Raw genomic sequence first — 19,619 nt, forward strand, 5'->3', positions numbered from 1 at the left:
CAACGGCACGATCTTTTTCCCGCGCGTGGGCCGCATCAAGGTGCTCGGCATGACCGCGCAGCAGGTACAGGAGTCGCTGACGAGGGGTCTCGCGAAGACGATTCGTAATCCTCAGCTCGATGTGCGCGTGTCGGGTTTCAACAGTCAATCGGTGCAGGTGACCGGCAATCTGCGCACGCCCGCCTCGGAAGCGATCACCGATGCGCCGCTCACCGTGCTCGACGCGATCAATCGCGCAGGCGGCGCGTTGCCCGATGCCGATCTGCAGAACGTGGGCGTGACCCGCAGCGGCAAGCGCTATACGGTCGACGTCGCCTCGCTGCTCGAAACCGGCGATCCACAACAGAACGTGCTGCTGAAAGACGGCGACATCATCGACGTGCCGGATCGCTCGAACAGCCGCGTCTTCGTGCTCGGCGAAGTGAACAAGCCAACCTCGCTGCCGATGAACCGCGGCCGCCTGACGCTCGCCGACGCGCTGACCGGCGCAGGCAGCCTCGACGTCAAGACCGGCGACCCGCGTTTCGTCTACGTGGTGCGCGGCGCCGACAAGACGCTCACGCCCGACGTCTATCAGCTCGACATGACCCAGGTCGACGCGTTGATGCTGATGACCAAGTTCGAACTCCAGCCGAAGGATGTGGTGTACGTGCAAGTCTCGAACGCGGCACGCTTTAACCGCGCACTCGAACAGATCACGCCGACTCTTCAGTCCATCTTCTACACGGTGCAGTTGGGCCGGTGAAAAACGCTCGCAACGGAGTATTCCTATGAGTACGTACGACATGCTGGACCACGGACCGGCGCCCAGCAGCGACGAAGATGCAGTGATGCGCGATTTGCTGCGCATGATCATGGATCAGATCTGGTGGGTGATCGGCATTGCCGGCTGCGTGATTCTCGCCGCGGTGATCTATACGAAGCTCGCCACACCGATCTATTCCGCCGACGCCCTGCTTCAGGTCGACACGCAACCCAACAACAACGGTTCGCAAAGCCAGAACACGCCGTCGCTCGTGCCGTCGGTGGGCCCGATGCGCACCGACGCGGAAATCGAGATCATCAAGAGCCGCGCGGTGGTCGAACCGGTGGTCGAGCAGTTCAAGCTGAACTTCAGTACGGCGGCGAAGACCATGCCGGTGCTCGGCAAGATTTCGTCGTGGTTCACGCATCCGGGCCGCCCGCTGGGCGCGGCCTTCGGGATGGACTCATATGCATGGGGCGGCGAGCAATTCGAGGTCGCGTCAATCACGGTGCCGAAATCGCTGGAAGGCGCGCGCCTGACACTGCGCGTGCTCGATTACGGCCGCTATGAATTGACCGACTCGTTCGGGCAGCAGATCCTCACCGGGGTGGCGGGTCAGGAAGCGAGCGGCAACGACGTCACGTTGTTCGTCAAAACGCTGGTGGCCCGTCCCGGCACCGAGTTCTACGTGACGCGCTTCAACCAGCTGGATGCGGTCGCCGCCCTGTCGTCCGGATTGCAGGTGGCCGAAAAAGGCCGTGACACGGGTGTCGTGCAACTGTCGTACATGGGCACCGATCCGCACGCGATCACCGCGATCACCAATGCAGTCGCGGCGTCGTATCTGGCGCAACGCACCGAACGCGCACAGGAAGAAGCGAGCCACATGCTGAGCTTCCTGAACAGCGAGTTGCCGCGCCTGCGCACCGAAGTGAAGAAGACCGAGACCGCGTTGTCGGAGTATCAATCGAAAGCCGGTTCGTTCCAGCCGACCCAGGAGGCCGGGGTCTACCTCGCTGGTGGTCTGGACTACGAGAAGCAGATTGCGACGCTACGCATCCAGCGCGCGCAACTGCTGCAGCGTTTCACTGAGGAAAGCCCGGAAGTGCAACAGGTGGACGCCCAACTGGCGGCGATGTCGCGCGAAAAAGCCCGCTTCGAAGATCACTTCAGCACGCTGCCAAGCTCCGAACGCAACGCCCTCTCGCTGCAGCGCGACGCGAAGGTTGCCGAGGAAATTTACGTGGCGTTGCTGAACAAAACCCAGGAGCTGTCGATATCGCGTGCCGGCACGATCGGCAACGTGCATATCATCGACCAGGCCTTGCTGCCATCCCAGCCGGTGCGACCGAAGTCGGCGCTGATCATTTCGGCGGGTACGTTGCTTGGCATCATCGGCGGCGTTCTGTTCGCGTTCTGCCGCCGCACGTTCTTTACCGGCGTGGCCGATCCCGAGTTCGTCGAGCGGCGCTTCCAGTTGCCGATCTTCGGCTCGATCGCGTTCAGCCCGGAACAGGCGCGCAGCGACCGGCAATTGAGCGCCGCGCGCACCGCAGCCCTGCCCGGCCCCAGGTCGACACCGACCGAAGTGCTAGCGGAGCCGTCGGGCGTCATGCGAATGTTTCGGCCGGGGTCGGCGGCGGCCCGCCAAGGCAAAGTACCGGTCGGCACGCAAACCGTCATTGCGTCGAGTAAGACGCCGATGCGGCCGCTGCTGGCGAAGACCCATCCGTACGACTCAACGGTGGAAGGCCTGCGTGGGCTGCGCGCCACGCTGCAATTCGGTCTGATCGACGCACCCAACCGCATCGTGGCGATCACGAGCCCGGCGCCCTCGGACGGCAAAAGCTTTCTGTGCGCGAACCTCGCTGCACTGATCGCGGAATCGGGCAAGCGCGTGCTGCTGATCGACGCCGATCTGCGGCGTGGACGCCTCGCGCAGTATCTCGGCCGCTCGCCCCACGGTGGCTTGACTGAACTGCTGACGGGTCAGGTCGATCTTGAAGTCGCGGCTCGCGCCACGGGCGTGGAGGGTCTGCACTTCATCGCGGCGGGCGCCTATCCGCCGAATCCGTCGGAAATTCTGACGTCGTCGCGCTTCGGCGAAATCCTTGCGCGCTTCGAGCAGGAGTTCGATCTGGTGATCGTCGATACGCCGCCGCTGCTGGCGGTGGCCGATGCCGCGGTGATTGCGCATCTCGCCGGTTCGACCGTGCTGGTGATGCGGGCCGGCGTTCACACCGAGGGCCACGTGGCCGACGCGCTGAAGAAGCTGCGGCGCGCGCGGGCCCGGGTGGTAGGCGGCGTGATGAACGCGGTGCCGCTCAAGCGCCACAACAAGAACGGCACGTACGACTATGCGTATGCGTACACCTACTCCGCCGGCGATCCGCTCGATACTCACGGATCACGATAGATTGCGCTTGATGGCGTAAAGCAAACAGGGCTGCGCCGGATCGAGGCGCGGCCCTGTTTCATTGGCGCGCGGTTGATGCGGACGAAGCGGGGGCAAGGCCGTCGTTACAAGCGCCGAAGCCGGCGGCGGACAGGCAGGCTACCCGTGTGGCGTGGACGGAGACGATGAGAAATGCAGGAATACTTATTGATTGACCAGACGAGTGGCCAACTGAGGGCAGTCATAGCGCTCAGCACAAGACCGGCGCTGCGGCGCGCTTACAGAAACGCGCTGACGTCGGTATGAAAGCGCACGGCCAGCGCCTTCGCCACCTTTTTGCTGATGGCGCGCCGGCCCGCGAGAATATCGCTCACCACGGTAGGCGACGCGATACCGATCAGATCCTTTTGCTTGAGCCCATGCGTTTCCAGCAGATGCCGCAATACTTCGCGCGGCTCCGCTTTCGGGATCGTCACGTTGCTCGCTTCCCAGCTTTCGACCAGGTCGGTGACGATCGCGAACAGATCGGCCAGCGGATCTTCCTCGCTACCGTTCAGGTGATCGGCGAGCGCGTTGGCGAGCCGCACCATCGTCTGATAGTCCTGCTCGTTGCGGATGGGCGTGATTGGCAACTGGGCCTGCAGTGCAGCCCAGGTTTGAGCGATGTCGGGAAAGGCTCCCGGAAGGCGATCGGCATTCATGAGTTTAAATCCTTCCTCGTCCAAAGGTCGTATTCCGTATGCGTCAGTGCGTAACGAACGAACAACGACTGCCTGTTGTAGTGAATCGCCGCGATGATCCAGAACCGGTTGCCGCCCACATTGAAAACGGTGTATTGCGGCGGCACGTAGTCCACGCTCGCGAACGTCTGCTTCAGGTCGTTATAGCCATACGCGAGGCACGCCTGCGCCAGTGAGTACCACGTCAACAGCGCACCGCGCGCCTCCGGATGTCTCTTTATGAAGTCCAACAACGCTTTCTTTGAAATGACCCGCATCGATTTTCCTCGCATGGACTCGCGCACTGAACATGCTCGCTCCACCTGCAAGGCTAATGAGACGGGATCAACACCGATAGTCTGCCGGACGGCATAGACCGAACAGCCAGCTACGGCTTACTGCGGTACGACAAAAACATTTTATTCGCATATCGCGAAGTTCGCAATGTGCGAATAAAGAGAAAAATGGCCGCTGCTGCATTCGCACTCGCCCGCGTCCCCCTCAGCGCCCCCAACTGCTTCCCTGCGCGCGTTCGCCAGGCCATGCGAGATCCTCGGTGGCCCGATCGGATTCGATCCGCTCTGCCGCCGCCACCCGCAAGCGCCAGCCTGACGCCGCGATCGTGCGCGTCACTTCGGCCATGAAAGCGCGCCGGAAAACCGCCGCCGAGAACCGCTCGGCATTCGCGCGGCATGCCGCCGGCGTGATCTGTTCACTCTGCCGTTCGAAGCGGTCGATCGCGTCGAGCATCGACACAACCGTTTGGCGTGCGAAATACACGCCGGTAGGACGCGCCTCGCCGATCGGCACCACTGTTTCAAGCGCCCCGCCCTTGCCGAATGCAATGACCGGTGTGCCACACGCCTGCGCTTCGAGCGCGACGATGCCGAAGTCTTCTTCGGCGGCGAACACGAAGGCGCGCGCGCGTTGCAGATGATCCTTGAGAACCTTGAACGGCTGGTAGCCGAGGATCGTCACGTTCGGACCTGCCTTGGCGCGAATCGCCGCCATTTCCGGCCCGTCACCAATCACGATCAGCTTGCGGTGCGGCGTCGCGGTGAAGGTTTCGACGATCAGATCAATGCGCTTATAAGGCACCATCCGCGAAGCGGTCAGATAGAAGTCTTCCTTGTCCGTGCACAGTTCAAATTCGTGCACGTCGACGGGAGGCGGAATCACTGCCGCATCGCGCCGGTAAGTTTTCATCACGCGCCGCGCGACGAATTGTGAATTCGCGATCAGGCGGTCGACGCTGTTCGCCGAGTGCGAATCCCAGCCGCGCAGATAGTGAAGCAACGCGCGCGCGGCCCATGACTTCGGCCCGCGCGTCAGATTCGCTTCGCGCAAGTACTGATGTTGCAGATCCCACGCGTAGCGCATCGGCGAATGCACGTAGCTCACGTGCGTCTGATCGGGGCCGACCAGCACACCCTTGGCGACCGCATAGGAACTCGTGATGATGAGGTCGTAACTCGAGAGATCGAACTGTTCGATGGCCAGCGGCATCAACGGCAGATACCCGCGATAGCGCCGCCGCGCAAACGGCATGCTCTGGATGAACGAAGTCGTGACGGGTTTGCCGCCGAGCGGTCTGCGGTCTTCGAGGAAATCGACGAGACTGAAAAGATCGGCATCGGGAAAACACGCAATGATCTGCTCGAGCACCTTCTCGGCGCCGCCGGGTGCGACGAGCCAGTCGTGCACGATCGCCACTTTCATGATCTCCCCACCTATTAATAAACGACCCTTGGTCTCAGCAACGAGTGTATGTGGCGCATCATTTACTGTGCGTGCGCATGCCCACATTCGGGGCGCGACAGTCCGCTAATAATGAGGACGCGCCATTCGCCTCTTGCGAACGGCGCGTTCAATCACTTCGCCCGACTTCGCACTTTATGCGCCCGACGATCGACGCTTCTCCACTCACCCAATCTTTGCCGCGGGTTCAGCCGGCCCTGATCGATCCATCTGCCGCACCACCCTCATCGGTATCGGCGGCAACATCGGCAATGCGCTCGCCGGCACTCCCGAGCGTGCTATTCGTCGATCAGAGCGGCCAACTCGGCGGCGCTGAATTCGCACTCCTGCAACTGGCCGGAAGCTGCACCGCGCGCAGCGAAGTCGTACTGCTGTCCGACGGCCCATTTCGCGCGCGCCTCGAAGCGCTCGGCGCACACGTGCAGGTGCTGAACGACGCGCGCGTGTCGGGCATCGCTCGGCAAGCTTCCGGACTGAACTGTCTGCGCGTCGTGCCCGGCATCCTGCGCCAGGTCCGCGCCATCGCGGCGCGAGCGAGCGCGTTCGACGTGCTGTTTCTCAACACACAAAAGGCACTCGTGCTTGGCGCGCTCGGCAAGCCGTTGCATCGCAAACCGGTGATCTGGTATCAGCACGACATCCTCACGCGCGAGCATTTTGGGCGAGTGCAGTTGCACGTCATCAAGTGGGTGGTGCGCTTCGCTGTTGATCAGGTGGTGGCGAATTCGCAGGCATCGAAGCAATCGCTGATGGCGCTGACCGGCATCGCGGCCAACGCGGTGCCGGTCATCTACAACGGTATCGACGCCGGCGCGTTCAAACGCATCGATAGCAGCGATATGGGCGCGCTGCGCCGGCGTCTGGGCTTGCCCGAGCACGCGTGGCTCGCGGGCTTGTTCGGCCGTCTCGCGCCGTGGAAAGGTCAGCACATTGCGCTCGAGGCCATGGCGCGGCTGCCCGGCGTGCACCTGGTGCTGGTCGGTGCGCCGCTATTCGGCGAAGAGGCCTACGCGCAGCGCCTGCATGAGCAAGCCAAGGCACTGGGCGTAGCGGATCGCGTGCATGTCGCGGGCTTTCAGGACGACGTGCCCGCGTGGATGAAGGCGATGGATGTGATCTTGCACACGTCGACCGAGCCGGAGCCGTTCGGGCGGGTGATCGTCGAAGGCATGGCGGCAGCACGCCCGGTGATCGCAGCGGCCGCGGGCGGCGTAACTGAGATCGTGCGGCATCAGCACAATGGGTGGCTCGTGAAACCGGGGGACGTGGCCGCACTGGCTGATGCGATCGGCGCATTGCGCGCCGATCCGGTCATGGCGCAACGCCTCGCGGATCAGGCGCTTATCGATGCGCAAACCGAATTTTCAGTGGATCAGTATTTGCAGCGGATGATGCAGGCGATCGGGCAAGCCGCGCGCTAGTGCTGGTTGATGCAGGTTCGTGCGGCTCGACACGGATCTGTGCTGGTGCGAGGGCCTGCGGACCCAGGCTAGTGCGGCTCGACTCTGTTCTCTGCTGGAGCAAGAGCCCGCCGATGCGGATTAGTACAGGTCGGCGCGGATCGATGCAGGAAAGCGAGCCCGCTATAGCAGGCTCGCGTGCAGCGGCAAAAGCGCGGTGATCAGCTCTTGCTGTATTCGATCGTCTCGACGCCGGTATCCGTGCCAAGCATGCACAGATTCGCGCCGCGGCCCGCGAAGAGGCCCACCGTCACCACGCCCGGCCATGCGTTGACGTGCATTTCCAGCGTGCGCGGGTCGCTGATGCGCAGACCCTTGACGTCGATGATCTCGTTGCCGTTATCGGTAATGAACGGCACGCCTTCCTTGGTCACGCGCACCACCGGCACGCCGCCGAGCGCCGTGACACGGCGGCCGATCGCTGTACGCGCCATGGGCACGACTTCGATCGGTAGCGGGAAGTCGCCAAGCGTGTCGACCAGCTTGCTCGCATCGGCGATGCAGACGAACACGTCCGACACAGACGCGACGATTTTCTCGCGCGTCAGCGCGCCGCCGCCGCCCTTGATCATCGCGCCGCTGTGGTCGATCTCATCGGCGCCGTCCACATACACCGGCAGCGAATCGATTTCGTTCAGGTCGAGCACCTTGAAACCGTGCGATTGCAGACGCGCGGTCGTGGCGAGCGAGCTCGACACCGCGCCGCGGTAGCGGGTCTTGCTGGCGGCCAGCGCGTCGATGAAACAGTTCGCGGTGGAGCCAGTGCCGACGCCGATCACGGAGCCTTCCGGCACGTTGGCGTTCACATAGTCGGCGGCGGCCTGGCCGACCAGTTGCTTGAGTTCGTCTTGGGTCATGGGGAATGCAGGCGAGCAGTAAAAACGATGAGTTTACCGGAGTGGCGAGCGAGCGCCGGATTTACCGGGCACGGCGGCCGGCAAAAGTGCCCACCGCGCGCGCCCGAACGCTGTTTCTACCGGCGACATGGGAGCCGGCCCTGCCATGAGCATTGATAGCTCGGCGAACGGACCGGCGTTGAATGATCGGAGGATTTACTTCTTCTTCACCGAACGCTGACGCACGGCTTCGAACAGGCACACACCGCTCGCCACCGAGACGTTCAGGCTTTCGACCGTACCTGCCATCGGAATCTGCATGATCATGTCGCAGGTTTCGCGCGTGAGACGCCGCATGCCCTCGCCTTCGGCGCCCATCACCAGCGCGACCGGACCGTCGAGTTCGGTCTCGTAGATGCTCTTGGTAGCCTCTTCGGCGGTACCGACCACCCACACGCCCGCATCCTTCAACTCACGCAGCGCGCGCGCCAGATTCGTGACGGTGATGTACGGCACGGTGTCGGCTGCGCCGCTCGCCACCTTGGCGGCCGTCGCATTCAAACCGACCGCGCGGTCACGCGGCACGATCACCGCGTGCGCGCCGGCCGCATCGGCCACGCGCAGGCAGGCGCCGAGATTGTGCGGATCGGTCACGCCGTCCAGCACCAGAATCAACGGCGAACCGTTGATGCCGTCGAGCAGTTCGGCCAGGTTCTGCGCGAGCGGCATGTCGGTCGCACGCGCGACCACGCCCTGGTGACGCTCGGTATGCGCGAGACCCCACAGACGCGTTTCGTCGGCGGCGATCAGACGCACACCGGCTTCTTTCGCCGCGTGCAGGAATTCGGTCATGCGACGGTCTTTGCGCGTCGCGTCGTAATAGACCTCTTCGACCGTCGACGCGTCGTGCCGCATACGCGCGGTCACTGCGTGGAAACCGTATAGAACCTTGAGACGTGACATGACTGACAAACCTTTGATTGAGCGCGCCGTGAACGCGCGCTGCTGTGATGAATACGAGCCTGCTTACTGTGTTGCTGGCGTATCTGCTTCGATACCTGACTTGATTGCGATGAAATGAAGACCGCGCGCATCCGATACGTCTTAACGTACCCGATGCGCGCGGTTCAAGCCGACAGGCGACTTCAGCGCTTCTTACGGGCCTGCGGTTTCGATGCCGGCTTCGCCGCAGCGCCGCCGTGCTTCTTCGCAGCGCCCCGTGCCGCGCGCGCTTCCTTGACGGCCGCGGTTTGCGCCGGCGCGGCCTTCTTGCGCCGCCCACCCGCGCCTGCCGGCGCGCCGCCTATCCCACCATCCACCGGCGGTAACGAACGCACACGTGCACCGCTGCTTTCACCGGATGCCTTGTCGGCAAGCGCCGGACGACTCGTCGGCGGCTTGATCGGCGTATCGCGCACGAGGCGGAAGTCGATCTTGCGCGCGTCGAGATCGACGCGGCTCACCTGCACCCGCACGCGATCCGACAGACGGTAGCGAATGCCGGTACGCTCGCCGCGCAACTCGTTCTTGATCTCGTCGTACTGGAAGTAATCCGAGCCCAGTTCGGTGACGTGCACGAGGCCTTCGATAAAGAGCGAGTCGAGCTGAACGAAAATGCCGAACGACGTCACGCCGTTCACCATGCCGCCGTACTCTTCGCCGAGCTTGTCGCGCATGAAGTAGCACTTCAGCCAGGCTTCGACGTCGCGCGAGGCTTCGTCGGCGCGGCGTTCATTGGCCGAGCAATGCAGACCGAGCTCTTCCCAGATCGCCACGTTGTTGCCACGCTGACGGCCGCGCTTTTCGTCGTCGGCTTGCTGCATCGCGCGGGCGCGCGGCGACAGCGCCGTATTCAACTCGACGCCCTGCGGCGGCTCCGGCTGATACTTGCGGCCTTGCAAAACCGCGTAGATCGCGCGGTGCGTGAGCAGATCGGGATAGCGGCGAATCGGGCTCGTGAAGTGCGCGTACGCTTCATACGCGAGACCGAAGTGGCCGATGTTGTCCGGACTGTAGACGGCCTGTTGCATCGAGCGCAGCAGCATGGTCTGCAGCATCTGCGCGTCCGGCCGCTCGCGGATCTGCGCCATCAGCGCGGCGTAATCGCTTGCATGCGGCTTATCGCCGCCGGCGAGCGTGAGGCCCATGCCACGCAGGAAGGTGCGCAGATTTTCGAGCTTCTCGGCGGTCGGCCCGGCGTGCACGCGGTACAGACCCGGGTGCTTGTTGCGCTTGAGGAAGTCGGCCGCGCAGACGTTCGCGGCCAGCATGCATTCCTCGATAAGCTTGTGCGCGTCGTTGCGGGTGCGCGGAATGATCTGTTCGATCTTGCCCTGCGCATTGCAGACGATGTACGTCTCGGTCGTATCGAAGTCGATCGCGCCACGCTTCTGGCGGGCAGCGAACAGCGACTTGTAGACGCCATACAGATTCTGCAGTTGCGGCAGCAAGGCGGCGCGACGCGTGGCCTCCGGACCTTTGGTGTTCTTGAGTACCGCGGCCACTTCCGTGTAGGTGAGGCGCGCGGCCGAGTTGATCACGCCCGGATAGAACTGATACGCCTTCACTTCGCCACGCGCGGTGATGATCATGTCGCAAACCAGCACGCAACGGTCGACGTTCGGGTTCAGCGAGCACAATCCGTTCGACAGCTTCTCCGGCAGCATCGGAATCACGCGGCGCGGGAAGTACACCGAGGTGCTGCGCTCGAGCGCGTCGGCGTCCAGCGCGCTCTTCGGATGCACGTAGTGCGAGACGTCCGCAATCGCGACGATCAGGCGGAAGCCTTCGCCGCGACCGACCTGAACCGGCTCGCAATAGACTGCGTCGTCGAAGTCGCGGGCATCTTCACCGTCGATCGTGACGAGCGGCACGTCGCGCAAATCGATGCGATGACGCGCGTCGACCGGTCGGACTTCGTCGGGCAGCTTAGCGGCTTCGTCGAGCGCGGCCTGGCTGAATTCGTGGGGCACGCCGTACTTGCGCACCGCGATTTCGATTTCCATGCCGGGGTCGTCGATATCGCCGAGCACTTCCACCACGCGGCCGAGCGGCTGCGAATGACGGCTCGGGAATTCGGTCAGCTCGACCACCACCACCTGGCCGACCTTGGCCTTCTTGGTGTTCTGCGTGATCAGAATGTCGTGACCGATGCGCTTGTCTTCGGGCGCGACGATCAGCGCACCGTTCTCGTTGAGCAGGCGGCCGATCACGCGCTTGTTGGCGCGATCCGTGACTTCGACGACATGCCCTTCCGGCCTGCCGCGGCGGTCATAGCCGACGATGCGCGCAAGCACGCGATCGTTGTGCATGACCTTCTGCATTTCGCCCGTGGGCAGGAACAGATCGTCCTGGCCGTCGTCGCGAATGAGAAAACCGTAGCCGTCGCGATGGCCCTGTACGCGGCCCGCGACGAAATTCGACGGATGGGTCAGCTGATAGAGATTGCGCTGATCGAGCCGGATCTGGCCGTCGCGCTCCATGGCGCCTAAGCGCTTGAAAAACCCTTCGCGCTCCTGGCGCTTGATCGACAGGGCTTCGGCGATGTCGTTCGCGGCAAGCGGCGCTTCACTCGTGCGCAGGACGCCCAGGATTTCTTCGCGGCTTGGGATCGGATACGGGAATTTGCTCAAGGGCTTGTCGATGATTTTTTCTCGTTGCATGGACGTCGGTCGGCGATGTGGCTCGGCTTAAGAGGCGCTCGGCTTAGAGGCCTTTGGGTTGCGCTTAAGTTGCACTTGCGATTGCACTGGAGATTCTGCTCGGGTCCGGCTCGTTCAAGTCTGAGTCCGACGGGCGTGTGCACCGTGCCAACGAACTACTGCGAGGCATTCTAACACCCGTCTTGCGCGCCACGCGGCCCGTCAATAGTCGCTGTGAGCCCCATGCAGGCTCGCTGCGGCGATGTTTAAGCGACTTTTGAGAAACGCTTGACAGCCCTGAATCTGTCGCTATAATGGCGTTCTTTGCTGTTCATCACCTGCCCAGGTGGCGAAATTGGTAGACGCACTAGGTTCAGGTCCTAGCGGTGGCAACACTGTGGAGGTTCGAGTCCTCTCTTGGGCACCAGATTCAAAAGTAAAGCCGCCTGATGTTTCACATAGGCGGCTTTACTTTTTGTGTGAGGCTATGTGATCCGATGCTGGTTTTTTCGATCGGATGGCGTGGTTAGCAGGACGGTTGGGTCGACGTGAGTTGGCAGGTGTCTAGCAGTGGAGTTTTGCTCTGCTACACGGCACAACCGGGCGGTTGATGAAGCGATAGTTTGTTTGTATGTAGGGATTGACACGCTGCATCATCACGCTAAAATAGTGGTCTAGCTTGAAGACGTGCCCAGGTGGCGGAATTGGTAGACGCACTAGGTTCAGGTCCTAGCGGTGGCAACACCGTGGAGGTTCGAGTCCTCTCCTGGGCACCACCCCTCTTCAAGTGAAACAAAGCACCCCGTTAAGCCTTAGCGCTTTGCGGGGTTTTTTGTTTTTGGGCTGTCCTGCACGAGCAAAAAGTCTATCGAGCTTTGCCCCGCCCCACTCCTGTACGCGAAGGCACCGATCCGGTCGAACATCGCCGGGCCGAGTCCGTCGCCACGCAAACGCGTGGCCGAAGACGGCTTCCATCTCGAGGCCCAGCGCTGGCTCGATTTCAACCGCAAGGAATGGGCTGGCGAAAACTACCGGAAAGCAGAGTTTGTTGTTCGCGAATACCTGACTCCCGCGCTCCGCAACAAGCCCATCTCGACGCTTACCACGCCCGAGGTCAAGCCCATACTCGAAGCGATCGCCGTCCTGAACGAGTTGCAGTCACTTACCGGCAAGGGGCACTACGTCTTTCCGCCCCCTGCCCGCCAAAAGACTCCTCATTTACATCGAGATGCCTTGAGCAAAGCGCTGACCCTACTGATACCGTCATCCCGTGGCTTGATCGAGCACAGAGGTCCGGCTGACGCTACTCTCGCGATTCCAGCCATGACTCGTCACCCTAACTGGTTGTAGCCGCCACGTTGGCCCGCGCCTTATGCAATTTTTTGTAGCTGTCGATCAGGCGGTGGTGCCTATCGAGACCCTCTAGTTTCATACTCGTTGGCGCTAACCCGAAGAAGCGCACGCTGCCGTCCACTGCCCCCATTACCGCGTCCATCCGAGCGTTGCCAAACATCCGACGGAAGTTGACCGCGTAGTCGTCCAGTTCCAGGTCGTCATCGAGCAGCACCTCCAGCACCACATTCAAGGCCTGGTAAAACAATCCGCGCTCGACCGTGTTGTCGTTGTACTGCAGGAAAGCCCCCACCAACTCTTGCGTCGCCTCAAATTGCCGCAAGGCGAGATGAATCAGCAGCTTCAACTCGAGAACTGTTAGCTGCCCCCAGTCCGTATTCTCGTCAAATTCGATGCCGATCAAAGTGGCAATATCGGAGTGCTCATCCAACTCGCTGTTCTCCAACCGCTCAAGCAGTGCTGCCAGGCCGGTATCGTCCAGGCGATGCAAGTTCAAAATATCGGCGCGGAACAACAGCGCCTTGTTTGTGTTATCCCAGATCAAATCCTCTACCGGGTAAACTTCCGAATAATCGGGCACCAGAATCCGGCAGGCTACGGCACCCAACTGGTCATACACCGCCATGTAAGCTTCTTTGCCCATGTCTTCGAGAATGCCGAACAAGGTTGCTGCTTCCTCAGCGTTGGAGTTTTCACCTTGGCCAGAAAAATCCCACTCAACAAACTCGAAATTCGCTTTGGCGCTGAAAAAGCGCCACGACACTACACCGCTGGAATCAATGAAGTGCTCAACGAAGTTATTGGGTTCAGTCACGGCGTTACTGACAAAGGTGGGCTGAGGTAAATCGTTCAGGCCTTCAAAACTACGCCCCTGCAGTAATTCCGTCAGACTCCGTTCCAGCGCCACCTCGAAGCTTGGGTGCGCGCCGAACGAGGCAAAGACACCGCCTGTCCGCGGGTTCATCAAGGTGACGCACATCACCGGGTAGGCCCCACCCAGCGACGCATCCTTTACCAGCACCGGAAAGCCCTGCTCTTCCAATCCCTGAATCCCGGCCAGAATGCCAGGGTATTTCGCCAGCACTTCGTGCGGCACATCAGGCAATGCGATTTCACCTTCCAGAATTTCGCGCTTTACCGCCCGTTCGAAAATTTCGGACAGACATTGCACTTGCGCTTCTGCCAGCGTGTTACCGGCACTCATGCCATTGCTGACGAACAGGTTTTCGATCAGGTTGGACGGAAAATACACCACTCCGCCGTCCGACTGCCGCACAAACGGCAGCGAACAGATACCGCGCTGCACATTGCCGGAGTTGGTGTCGTACAGATGCGAGCCATGCAACTCGCCATCGGGATTATAAATTTGCAGGCAGTACGCATCCAGAATTTCAGCCGGCAGCGCATCCTTACGGCCAGGCTTGAACCAGCGCTCGTTCGGGTAATGTACAAACGCCTCGTTGGCGATGTCTTCGCCCCAAAACGTGCCGGCGTAGAAATGGTTGCAGTTCAGTCGCTCGATATACTCTCCCAACGCCGACGCCAACGCGCTTTCTTTGGTCGCTCCCTTGCCATTGGTAAAACACATCGGCGAGTGCGCATCGCGGATATGCAGCGACCACACATTGGGAACAAGATTGCGCCACGAAGCGATTTCAATCTTGATACCCAAGGCCGCCAAAATACCCGACATATTGGCGATGGTTTGCTCCAACGGCAGATCCTTGCCCGCAATATAGGTGCTGGCGTCAGAAGCCGGCTTCGACATCAGCAAGGACTGAGCATCGGCATCCAGGTTCGCTACCTCTTCGATGACAAACTCGGGTCCGGCTTGCACCACTTTTTTCACCGTACAACGGTCGATGGAGCGCAAAATACCTTGGCGGTCTTTGGCAGAGATGTCCGCCGGCAACTCAACCTGAATCTTGAAAATCTGTTGGTACCGGTTTTCCGGATCAACAATATTATTCTGCGACAGTCGGATATTTTCGGTAGGAATATTGCGAGTCACGCAGTACAACTTCACAAAGTAAGCTGCACACAAGGCCGATGAGGCCAGAAAATAATCGAAGGGACCAGGCGCCGAGCCATCGCCCTTATAACGGATAGGCTGGTCGGCCACTACCGTGAAGTCATCGAACTTGGCTTCAAGACGTAGCTTATCGAGAAAGTTGACTTTAATTTCCATGGGGAAATTCCAAAAATGGTGCTCAAAACAAAATATAAAGCGCTGTAAAAAAACAGGGCTTTAATAGCGAATCAACTAGCGAATGATGTTTCCTAGCCGGAATTCTACTCCCACTCGATTGACAACCACCTGCCGCAAACCCAACGCTGTGCCTCGCTCGGGTCCCATTGCGCCCGCCGATACCGTCAGGTCACGCCCTTTTTCAACGCGATCAACCCTGAACCACCGTTCGAGCTTCTCTGACCGCAACGACGACTTTTAAGCTACAACCGCCACTGGCCTAACTGAGTCGGCCGGCGGGTGGTCGGAGCGGTCGTTGAGGTGACGACGTCGGTGAGACGGCGACAGGTCGCATTCCTGCCGTTCGCACGCCAATGGCCGCGAATGTCGGATCTCACTGTCCGCGAATGCGCGCTCCCGTTAAGACAGTATGACTTTCCGTGAGGCAGAGGCTGGCCCGCCGTGAGGAATCAATCGCGGGTTAGCATTTCTGCCAGAGCCGCATGGTGTGGACAGCGCCACACCCGGCGATTTCCGGCACGGAGGCCAGCATAGAAAACGATAGCACGGTGTACGTGGGACTGGATGTTCACACGGAGTCGATCACGGTCGCCTACGCGATCGGCACGGGCGAAGTGGAACAGCTGGGCAAGACCGGTACGACGAAGACCGATATCGATCGCATGTGCACGCGCCTGCGGTCGAAGGCGAAAGACGTACGCGTCGTCTATGAGGCAGGACCTTGCGGTTATGGACTTTACCGACAGCTCGTCCAGAAGGGATTCGACTGCATGGTTTATGCGCCGTCGCTGATTCCGAGGAAGCCGGGTGAGCGCGTCAAGATGGACCGGCGCGACGCGCTCAAGCTGACGCGCGCGCTGCGTGCAGGCGACCTGTCAGCGGTGTACGTACCGGGCGTCGAGGATGAGGCATTCGACTACCGGCTGGACGGCAAGGAGCAGACTACGGGCAGCGCACGCCTTAAGGCGCCGGTGAACTACTCGGCACCTTCGACGATGAAAACGCGGTACTCGGCTCCAGCATGCCGATGCTTTGATGCTTCCTGATAGGCCGGGCTGTCGTACCAGCGCCTCGCTTCTTCGATCGTCGGAAACCGCAGGACGGCGGCGCCCTCCATCGTCGGCCCTTCGAGCACCTCGTGCTTTCCGTATAACGCCAGAAACGACACGTTGTGCCCTTCGGCGGCGCCTGGTGCATCCCGCGCGTACGTATCAAGCTCTGCCTGATTGGTCGTTCTTTCTCGGGTGAATACGACATAAGCTGTCATGGCTGAATACTCCTTATCATAAGGTCCAGTTCCAGATGCCCGATAGTTGGGCCACGTGTGTTCGATTTCTTGCACGCGTGTCTACACCGTGAACGTATCAAAGGAGTGCTCACAATGGTAGAACGCGGAGGGAATAGCACATATTCCCGGCGAGAATCGCCAGCGTGGAAATGCCACCGAAATGATGATGCCTTGTCAGTACAGGGATTACTTTTCGTCATCTTTACCAGATGCCGTAACGTTGTGTGCGACGTCGCAGATGTCGATTCCGGCAACCTCCCCCACTGCGCCGCCGTTCAGCTAGATCAATACCATTCCGCCGTCCACCATAACTGTCTGACCGGTAATGTAGTCGGAGTCAGACGACGCGAGAAACGTTGTCACACCGACAATGTCTTTTGGCGTTGAATACCGGCCCAACAGGATGTCCGTACTGAAATCGTTTATTGCCTGATCGGGCCTGGATGTGATGCCTCTTTCGACGAATTCCCGGTTGAGCTGATCCCATAGAGCTGTATGGACGACGCCAGGGCCAAAGCAGTTCACGGTGATTTTGTGCTCAGCAAATGCTCGGGCGGCCGCCTGCGTCAATCCGACGACTGCAAACTTACTGGCGCAATAGTGGGCAAACACAGGATAACCCTGCTTGCCGCCAATCGAGGCCGTATTGATGATCTTTCCGCCTGTTCCCTGTGCAATCATCTGCTTCGCCGCCTCTTGTGTCCCCATCAGCACACCGAGGCCGTTGACGTTCATTAGCCTGTTCCAGCCAGCCTCCGTAATCTCGAGATACGACGCCGTCTCGATGATTCCGGCATTGTTGAACATGACGTCCAATCGCCCAAAGCGCTCAACTGTCTTCGCCACCAAAGCCTGGATGCTCGCCCGGTCCGTTACGTCCACGCGCACAGCAATAGCTGCCCCTCCGGTGCTTGACGCAATTTCCTCAGCGACCTCCCGCGCCGCGCCTTCGTTGATGTCGGCGACTACTACGTTCGCACCATTTGCCACAAGGTCAGCCGCTATACCCGCGCCAATTCCGCTGCCGGCGCCTGTCACAATGATGCTGCGCCCCTTGAGCCGGTCGCTCGCCGAGCGCGAATTAGCAGTTTTTTGCCTGGTTTCAGACATGTCTCGCTCCATTGGTTAGCACGTAACCAAACTGGGTGTTTTGCTCCGAAGAGCGATCGAACGAGCAAAGGCGTCGCCGGACGTGTCCGGCAACATCTTGCTGATCGTCAATTTGGGAGTAAAGAACGCTCAGATAGCGAGGAAGCCACCGTCCACGTAGAGCTCAGCGCCTGTGGTGTAGCTGGCTTCGTCGCTGGCGAGGTAAAGGATGGCGTAGGCCAGTTCGATCGGCTTGCCCATACGCTTCATAGGCGTGCCGGAGACGACCAGGTTGTTCAGTTCTTCGCTCTGCGCGTCGACCATTGGCGTGTGGGTGATACCTGGGTGGACAGAATTGGCGCGGATTCCATCTCCCACATAGGTAAGGGCAGCGTTCTTCGTCATGGTGCGAACGGCGCCTTTCGAAGCGTGGTAGGCTGCCGCGCCCGGAGCACCGATCGTGCCCCAGATTGACGAGATGTTGACAATCGCGCCCTTCCTGTTTTTCTGCATCACTGGGATGACATGCTTCATTCCAAGGAACGGGCCAGTCTGGTTGACCGCAATAGTGCGGTTCCACGACTCGAGCGAGCACTCGGTAATGGGCTCGTAGGTCAAGATGCCGGCGTTGTTGACCAGGATGTCGATGCGACCGTATTTCTCTTCGATATCCTTAACGATTTTCTGCCAATCACTTTCCTTGGTGACATCAAGGCGCATGCTCTCAATGTTGGCGCCGAACTTCTCCTTCGGCTCAGCCAGGTCGCCGACGACAACCTTCGCGCCCTCCTTGGCAAACAAGTCGACAACCGCGCGGCCGATACCTTGGTTACCGCCCGTGATCAAGGCTACTTTGTTTTCCAGTCTCATGTCTATCCTCCTGTGAACACTCTACGGATGGCACATTTCAAGCCGCCATCCAGGACAAGGGTGAGAAGCAGCGCCCGCTCACCCGATTCGACTTCAAAGCGGATTTCTCTCCAACGGCGGTGGGAATGACGGTCACCAGGGTGGGCAGCTAAACCACTTCCCGAACCAAGACCGGCTTCCTTATAAGCATCTATTTATCGCTCTAGCGACTTGTGCCGATGGGAAGCTTCATAGTCTTCCGTCAAGGTACTTCGCACAATCTTCCCGGTTGGAATAACTGATATTCCTGACTCCAGCTAGCTGACGCGCACCACCCGCGCGCACCCTCACTCGAAACAACGCGCTGCTTTTGATTCGATAAGCTGGAGCAATCGGACGAGGAACGAGGACGTCACTCGTGGCGCCGGCCATTTCATTGTTGATTGTCGCTGGCGGATGTGGCGCGCAGGCTAGTAATGGATGAGCCGGTATTCATCCCCCAGTGTACGGCTATACATCCGTATAATTCCTGCGCCGCCCCGGGTGAGCTACTCTAGCTTAGAGGTAGCCTTGCGCATGCAAGACAGTATTTTCACGCCCAATGTATTGGGAGAACCGAGGTTCATTGCTTGTGCACTGATCACATCGCTTCCATTGTCGACGACGACGAGGCTGTTCGCGTCGCTACTGCGAGCCTGGTTCGCTCTTTCGGCTGGCAGGTGCACGTGTTCGCATCGGCGGAAGCTTTTCTGCACTCCGGCCCCATCGAAGAGACGTCATGCCTGATCTCCGATGTACAAATGCCGACCATGTCTGGCATCGAGATGCACGATCGCCTTCTCGAGCTTGGGTGTGCGCCGCCGACCATCTTCATTACGGCCTTCCCAACGGTTGCCTTACAGGCGAAAAGCGAGAAAAACGGTGCGCTGGCGTTCCTCGAAAAGCCGATCGACGCCGAGGCCATGGAACGCTACCTCAACCTCGCTTTAGCCAAACAGGTGGGCGATCCATAGGCCAATCGCGGATGCGTGAGACGCGATGTCAGATGGCGGCCACCGATCCCCAGCGCTTCGGCCTTTCGATCGACTCTATGCATATATCGTGACCGACTTCTTGAAACCCGCAGAGGCAGTCGCGCGGATACAGGACCTTCCGGCGGGTTGCGCCTCGCGATCAAGCATGAACGCCGATCGGCTCGCTCGCCTGCGGTATCTGGTCATGCTGTGGATTTCCGGCTGCATCGCCTTGGGAGCCGTCACATGGGCGTGCTTCGCGCT

15 protein-coding genes, 2 tRNA genes and 1 pseudogene are annotated in these 19,619 nt (G+C 60.4%); 8 read left to right on the plus strand and 10 right to left on the minus strand.

The window, feature by feature from the left end:
* Positions 1-745: polysaccharide biosynthesis/export family protein (locus GNZ12_RS18955; protein ID WP_172312473.1), on the plus strand; the 745-nt coding region annotated here is incomplete at its 5' end.
* Between the two features lie 25 nt (positions 746-770).
* Positions 771-3,161: a polysaccharide biosynthesis tyrosine autokinase gene (locus GNZ12_RS18960; protein WP_172312475.1), complete on the plus strand. Its 2,391-nt coding sequence runs from the start codon at positions 771-773 to the stop codon at positions 3,159-3,161.
* Between the two features lie 257 nt (positions 3,162-3,418).
* Here the strand turns inward: GNZ12_RS18960 and GNZ12_RS18965 are convergent, their stop codons facing one another.
* The 3 genes from GNZ12_RS18965 to GNZ12_RS18975 all read right to left on the minus strand — a co-directional run bounded on the left by GNZ12_RS18965 (position 3,419) and on the right by GNZ12_RS18975 (position 5,578).
* The gene (locus GNZ12_RS18965) at positions 3,419-3,841 is read right to left on the minus strand and encodes a helix-turn-helix domain-containing protein (protein ID WP_172312477.1); all 423 of its coding nucleotides are present in this window, start codon (positions 3,839-3,841) and stop codon (positions 3,419-3,421) included.
* Positions 3,838-4,137, minus strand: coding sequence for a type II toxin-antitoxin system HigB family toxin (locus tag GNZ12_RS18970; protein WP_172312479.1), 300 nt, complete (start codon positions 4,135-4,137; stop codon positions 3,838-3,840). The genes GNZ12_RS18965 and GNZ12_RS18970 overlap by 4 nt, the downstream gene beginning before the upstream one ends.
* Before the next feature lie 223 nt (positions 4,138-4,360).
* Positions 4,361-5,578: a glycosyltransferase family 4 protein gene (locus GNZ12_RS18975; RefSeq protein ID WP_172312481.1), complete on the minus strand. Its 1,218-nt coding sequence runs from the start codon at positions 5,576-5,578 to the stop codon at positions 4,361-4,363.
* A gap of 290 nt (positions 5,579-5,868) precedes the next feature.
* On the opposite strand from GNZ12_RS18975, the gene GNZ12_RS18980 reads away from it, so the two are divergent.
* Complete coding sequence (locus tag GNZ12_RS18980; protein WP_235993806.1) at positions 5,869-7,038, plus strand: glycosyltransferase family 4 protein; 1,170 nt, start codon at positions 5,869-5,871, stop codon at positions 7,036-7,038.
* 200 nt (positions 7,039-7,238) lie between these two features.
* On the opposite strand, the gene rpiA is transcribed toward GNZ12_RS18980, so the two are convergent.
* The 3 genes from rpiA to rnr form a co-directional block, all read right to left on the minus strand.
* Positions 7,239-7,934: a ribose-5-phosphate isomerase RpiA gene (rpiA, locus tag GNZ12_RS18985; protein WP_172312485.1), complete on the minus strand. Its 696-nt coding sequence runs from the start codon at positions 7,932-7,934 to the stop codon at positions 7,239-7,241.
* A 195-nt stretch (positions 7,935-8,129) separates the two neighbouring features.
* Positions 8,130-8,876, minus strand: coding sequence for a 23S rRNA (guanosine(2251)-2'-O)-methyltransferase RlmB (gene rlmB, locus GNZ12_RS18990; protein WP_172312487.1), 747 nt, complete (start codon positions 8,874-8,876; stop codon positions 8,130-8,132).
* A gap of 182 nt (positions 8,877-9,058) precedes the next feature.
* Complete coding sequence (gene rnr, locus GNZ12_RS18995; protein WP_172312489.1) at positions 9,059-11,575, minus strand: ribonuclease R; 2,517 nt, start codon at positions 11,573-11,575, stop codon at positions 9,059-9,061.
* 319 nt (positions 11,576-11,894) lie between these two features.
* Here rnr and GNZ12_RS19000 point away from each other — a divergent pair.
* The 3 genes from GNZ12_RS19000 (at position 11,895) to GNZ12_RS19010 (ending at position 12,904) form a co-directional block, all read left to right on the plus strand.
* A tRNA-Leu gene (locus GNZ12_RS19000) sits at positions 11,895-11,981 on the plus strand.
* A gap of 262 nt (positions 11,982-12,243) precedes the next feature.
* Positions 12,244-12,330 (plus strand) — tRNA-Leu (locus GNZ12_RS19005).
* Between the two features lie 178 nt (positions 12,331-12,508).
* Positions 12,509-12,904, plus strand: a complete 396-nt coding sequence (locus GNZ12_RS19010; RefSeq protein ID WP_235993807.1) for a hypothetical protein — start codon at positions 12,509-12,511, stop codon at positions 12,902-12,904.
* On the opposite strand, the gene GNZ12_RS19015 is transcribed toward GNZ12_RS19010, so the two are convergent.
* Positions 12,891-15,095 carry an OsmC domain/YcaO domain-containing protein gene (locus GNZ12_RS19015; RefSeq protein ID WP_172312491.1) on the minus strand — a complete coding sequence of 735 codons (2,205 nt, stop codon included), beginning with the start codon at positions 15,093-15,095 and terminating at the stop codon, positions 12,891-12,893. The genes GNZ12_RS19010 and GNZ12_RS19015 overlap by 14 nt on opposite strands.
* 503 nt (positions 15,096-15,598) lie before the next feature.
* Between GNZ12_RS19015 and GNZ12_RS19020 the strand changes: the two are divergent.
* Positions 15,599-16,030 (plus strand): annotated as a pseudogene (locus GNZ12_RS19020) (IS110 family transposase); the annotation flags it as partial.
* Between the two features lie 62 nt (positions 16,031-16,092).
* Here the strand turns inward: GNZ12_RS19020 and GNZ12_RS19025 are convergent.
* The 3 genes from GNZ12_RS19025 to GNZ12_RS19035 all read right to left on the minus strand — a co-directional run bounded on the left by GNZ12_RS19025 (position 16,093) and on the right by GNZ12_RS19035 (position 18,363).
* Positions 16,093-16,458, minus strand: coding sequence for a DUF1330 domain-containing protein (locus GNZ12_RS19025; protein WP_328806031.1), 366 nt, complete (start codon positions 16,456-16,458; stop codon positions 16,093-16,095).
* Between the two features lie 225 nt (positions 16,459-16,683).
* A complete protein-coding gene (locus tag GNZ12_RS19030; RefSeq protein ID WP_172312493.1) occupies positions 16,684-17,514 on the minus strand; it encodes a glucose 1-dehydrogenase in 831 nt (276 codons plus the stop codon).
* Positions 17,515-17,643: 129 nt separating this feature from the next.
* Positions 17,644-18,363: an SDR family NAD(P)-dependent oxidoreductase gene (locus GNZ12_RS19035; RefSeq protein WP_172312495.1), complete on the minus strand. Its 720-nt coding sequence runs from the start codon at positions 18,361-18,363 to the stop codon at positions 17,644-17,646.
* A gap of 608 nt (positions 18,364-18,971) precedes the next feature.
* Between GNZ12_RS19035 and GNZ12_RS19040 the strand changes: the two genes are divergently transcribed.
* On the plus strand, positions 18,972-19,355 hold the full coding sequence (locus tag GNZ12_RS19040; RefSeq protein WP_172312497.1) for a response regulator transcription factor: 384 nt from the start codon (positions 18,972-18,974) through the stop codon (positions 19,353-19,355).
* The last annotated feature ends 264 nt before the right edge of the window (positions 19,356-19,619 follow it).

Source organism: Paraburkholderia solitsugae, from assembly GCF_013177695.1.
GTDB lineage: Bacteria > Pseudomonadota > Gammaproteobacteria > Burkholderiales > Burkholderiaceae > Paraburkholderia > Paraburkholderia solitsugae.